The sequence below is a fragment of the Sporomusa sp. genome (assembly GCF_057736855.1).
Window position 1 is genome coordinate 1 of sequence record NZ_JBYKYF010000253.1, and the last position, 4540, is coordinate 4540.

Annotated in this window: 3 protein-coding genes and 1 riboswitch; all 3 genes read left to right on the forward strand. The window is 47.3% G+C overall.

The window, feature by feature from the left end; translation table 11 throughout:
* Window positions 1-151: riboswitch (cobalamin riboswitch) on the forward strand. This riboswitch is flagged as partial in the annotation.
* Between the two features lie 448 nt (window positions 152-599).
* On the forward strand, window positions 600-1526 hold the full coding sequence (locus tag AC29Z1_RS13925) for an ABC transporter substrate-binding protein (RefSeq protein ID WP_488272059.1): 927 nt from the start codon (window positions 600-602) through the stop codon (window positions 1524-1526).
* Between the two features lie 21 nt (window positions 1527-1547).
* Window positions 1548-2582 (forward strand): FecCD family ABC transporter permease, encoded by a 1035-nt coding sequence (locus tag AC29Z1_RS13930; RefSeq protein ID WP_488272057.1) that lies wholly within the window; start codon window positions 1548-1550, stop codon window positions 2580-2582.
* 28 nt (window positions 2583-2610) lie between these two features.
* A partial coding sequence (locus AC29Z1_RS13935; protein WP_488272058.1) for a cobaltochelatase subunit CobN occupies window positions 2611-4540 on the forward strand: 1930 nt, incomplete at its 3' end.

Below are 4540 nucleotides of genomic sequence, written 5' to 3' on the forward strand. Positions count from 1 at the left end.
CTTAATAGGGAAGACCGGTGAAAAACCGGCGCGGTCCCGCCACTGTAATGGGGAGTGAACCCAAGGATATGCCACTGGGACGAAAGTCTTGGGAAGGTTTGGGCAAGCTATGATCCAGAGCCAGGAGAACTGCCTGACTAAAAATCGCCGTTTTACCCACGAGTGATGGGGAGGAGATTACAGTTGCATTAACTTGTTTGAAATTTATTTTCAGATGAGTTAAGTTGTTATGCTGAATTTGCTCCTGGTCATTGACCAGGAGTTTTTATTTAGATTTATCCTGTAGAATCCTCCCGGCTGCCATGGCAACCGGGAGTTTCTTATTTAGTTGTTGCCATTTCTTCTAACTCCTTCATGTTTTTGCGGGTCTATTATGGCCCGCGCTTTTTTTTAAAGGTCTGAAACATCGGGGTACAAGCGAAAGAGAACCTGGTTGACTGGAACTGACACCGCCAGCAGCGGCGGGATTCTTGCGTTAGCGATTAAGATAAATCATGTGCAGTCAGGCGTGAGCCTTTTAGTGAAAGAGGTTTGATTGAGTCATGCTGTTATTAACATTGAGGGAATTTTCATATTTGTTAATTATTTGTTTGTTTAGCATGATGCTTTCCGGCTGTTCTGCCAGACCGGCGGTTGGTGGCAAAGTGTTACCAGCCGAAAATAGTTATACGGTCACTGATGACAGCGGGTATACCATGACAATGCCGGATAAGCCAAAACGTATTGTGTCGCTGGCGTATGGTATTGATGAGATATTGGTGGAGCTTGTGAGTGTGGATAGGATTCTTGCGTTTAGCCGGTACGCGGGTGAGATGGACATTACTTTTATTACTCCCGACCAGGCAGCAAAAGTGAGCAACCGGGCCGTACCTTATGCTGAGGCGATTATTGCCCTCAGGCCTGATTTGGTGCTAATCACTGTTTCCACGCTGCGGCCAGAAGCCGTGCAAACTCTGAGAGAAGTTGGCATCCCGGTATATATTTCCAATAGTCCAAGAAGTGTGAAGGAAGTAAAACAAAGGGTTATGAAGCTCGCCCAACTGGTGGGTGAGGAGGAGAAAGGGCAAGATATTCTTGTTCGAATGGAGGAACGTCTGCGGCAGGTGGAAAAAAAATTAGCCTCGATTACACCGGAGAAACGCAAGTGTTGTATGGCATTTGATTTTACCGGGGTTATCGGTAGTAAAAATAATCTGCTGGCCGATATCTTCGAGTATGCTCATTTGCGTAACGGCGCTCTCCAGAACCAGAAAGGGAGTATTCAGGGAGAAAATCGCCTTTCGAAAGAGCAGATTGTAGCTGTAAATCCTGACATATTTTTGCTGCCAACCTGGAATTATGACGGACGAAGCGGTGTTGATGACTATTATCAGCAATTTATGTCAGACCCGGCCCTGCAGCATGTTAATGCCGTTCGCAACCATCAAGTAAAAATGATTTCTGACAGATACCGCTATGTATCTTCACATCATGTTGTGGAAAGTATTGAGGTGTTTGCCAAAACCGCTTATCCGGAACTTTTTTAATTTTCGATAAAGAAGGTCACCATGCTGAATCTATATAGACGCAATCGGCGCAAAATTTTGATTTTAGTGTTATCTTTTTTTCTTGTCATAGTTTTTTCTCTGTTGCTTGGGCAGGTTGATATTTCATTGGGCGGGGCTGTTGCCGTATTGGGTTATCAGCTATATGTGCCTGGTTTTAGTGCTAATGATGTTGTGTTGGAAGAACAAGCAATTTTATGGTATATACGTATGCCGCGAACATTAACCGGACTTCTGGTAGGTGCGGCGCTGGCTGTATCTGGGGCGGTTATGCAGGGGATTTTCGGCAATCATCTGGCAGACCCCGGGATTATCGGTGTATCCAGTGGGGCAGCTCTTGGTGTTGTAATTGCTATTGCTTCCGGTGTTGCAGTGTTGAATCTTTTTTATATGCCGTTGTTCGCCTTTGTTGGTGCGACCAGTGCTGCCGGCATTACTCTTTTGCTGGTAATGAGGCAGGGGAAGATTCCGGTGATGGCGCTGCTGCTGGCAGGAGTGGCGGTAAGTATGCTTTTAGGGGCGGTCACATCAGGGATATTAACCTATATCAACGAACAAAAAATGCAGCAGTACCTGTTCTGGATGGTTGGTGGTCTGGATTTCCGGCGTTGGGAACATGTATATATGGCTTTTTGGCCTATCAGTCTGGGAATTGGCACGTTGTTACTGTTAGCGCGTCACCTCAATATTCTTGTTCTTGGAGAAACCGAAGCACGAGCTGTCGGGATGCCTGTTGTGCTTTTTCGGTTGCTTTTATTAACCATTGCTTCGCTGACGACAGCCACTGCTGTTTGTGTCAGCGGCAATATTGGGTTTGTGGGCTTGGTCATTCCGCATATTTCACGGATTCTGGTAGGTCCCGACCACCGTATTCTGCTACCATTTTGTGCTTGTGCCGGTGGTATGTTTTTGGTGGTCTGCGATACTCTTGGGCGGATGCTGATTTGCCCGTCCGAAATACGTGTAGGCATTATGACGGCGCTGTTGGGAGTTCCTTATTTTTTGTATTTGCTGCGAAAGCTGCAGAACAAACAGTGAGTTTATATGATGATAAAGGAGTTTGGGTATGGTAACTATTTTTACTAATGTCGAGAGGCAGTATATGATGCTGCGGCAAACCAGTGAGTATCTGCATAATAACCAAATGATGTCATCAAATATACAGAGTTACTTTTTTGACACCTCTGTAACCTGGTCAGAGCATCATGCGGCAGCGATTAAAGCAAGCAGTATTGTTATCTTTCTGTGGCAAGGGCCGGTTTATGAGTGCGAAGTAGCAGATAAGGCGCTTAAATGGTTGCGTAATCAAGCTAAGATTGCGTATGCCTTTATGTCGACAGCCGATAGCAGCAAGAATACGGTTAGTGGTTTTACGGAAGTAGAAATACAGCAAATTCGCGATTATATTCTGTTGAGTGGCAGCAGTAATTACCAGAACCTTGTATTGTGGTTGGCAAATAAAAGCGGCCAGGAAACATGCGAGTATAAGCTGCCGCAGGAGCTTGTCTGGCAGGGAATCTATCACCCCAAAGCCAAAGATAAAGTCCTTCTTTCGACAGATGAGTATCTGAGTGAGTTTTGTCCGCACAAGCGCCCGCTGGTCGGTATCCTGTTTTCGCGCGAGTCCTGGATATGGCAGGATACGGATTATATTGATGCCGTCATCCGGGAATTGGACAAGCGGGGGCTTGACGCATTGGCGATATTTGGCTTGTGGGAGGATAATATCCATTTGCAGGCGCCTGGGATAAGTCAAGCGGTACAAAAGTTTTTTTATCTGCAAGAGCATGTGGTTATATCTGCAGTAATCAATACTTTCAAAGTGGGACTTACGCTGAGCAGGCAGAATCAGCCAGGCTTTTTGCGCAATTTGAATGTCCCTATCCTTCAGGCTTACAATTTGCTGCGCCCGCAGTCAGAATGGCAGGACGGTTTTGTCGGCATGAACCCGGTTGAGCTTTCGGTCAATGTGGTGCAGCCAGAGTTTGACGGTGTTATTCATGGCGGGGTAGTTTCTAGTAAAGAAAGCGACCGTTATGGCATCAGCAGATATATGTCTGTTGCCGAACGGGTAGCAGCGCTGGCAGACAAGGCAAAAAAGTGGGTCAATTTGCGTCACAAAGACAATGCCCAGAAGAAAGTGGCCATTATTTTTCACAATTATCCGCCGACTAATGCCAATATCGGCAACGCAGCAGGACTGGATTCTCCGGTAAGTGTAGTGAGACTGTTACGGGAGATGGCGAACGCCGGGTATACTATCGACTCGCTGCCGGAGAACGGACAAGCTCTTATGGATGCATTGCTGGCAGGGGTCACGAATGACCGCAGATTTCTTACTGATGAGCAAATTGCGAAGGTGGTAGGCAGGGTTAGTATAGATGGTTACAAAACCTGGTTTGACGGATTGGAACAGAGCACCGGGGAGGATTTAATCAGGGAATGGGGCCTGCCGCCTGGGGATGTGTTTTTTGCTGATGACAGTCTGCTGGTGCCAGGGATAATGAACGGCAATGTCATGATTACGCTGCAGCCGCCGCGAGGTTTTGGCGAAGACCCCGCAAAAATCATTCATTCACCAACTTGCCCGCCGCCGCATCATTATTTTGCGTTTTATGCTTGGATCAGAGAGAGTTGGCAGGCTGATGCCGTTATCCATGTGGGAACCCATGGTTCGCTGGAATGGCTGCCGGGAAAAAATGCCGGGCTTTCGCACCGTTGTTATCCTGAACTGGCGTTACAGGATTTGCCTAATATTTACCCGTATTATGTTACGATTCTCGGCGAGGGAATTCAGGCGAAACGGCGCGGAGCCGCCTGTTTGATCGGACATCTTTGCCCGCCGATGAGCCATGCTGATACGTATGAGGAGTTAGCCGAGCTGGAAGTGCTGCTGGATGAATATGCGCATTACAAGGAAGAACAGCCGGACATGGCCGCGCGGACCGGGGAGCAGATTGAGGAGAAACTAGCTCTTCTGCACCTGGAGGAGGATG

What these genes read in the sequence shown, in the direction of transcription:
- AC29Z1_RS13925 (WP_488272059.1), top strand. Translation starts at nt 600, where the DNA reads ATGATGCTTTCCGGCTGTTCTGCCAGACCGGCGGTTGGTGGCAAAGTG.
- AC29Z1_RS13930 (WP_488272057.1), top strand. Translation starts at nt 1,548, where the DNA reads ATGCTGAATCTATATAGACGCAATCGGCGCAAAATTTTGATTTTAGTG.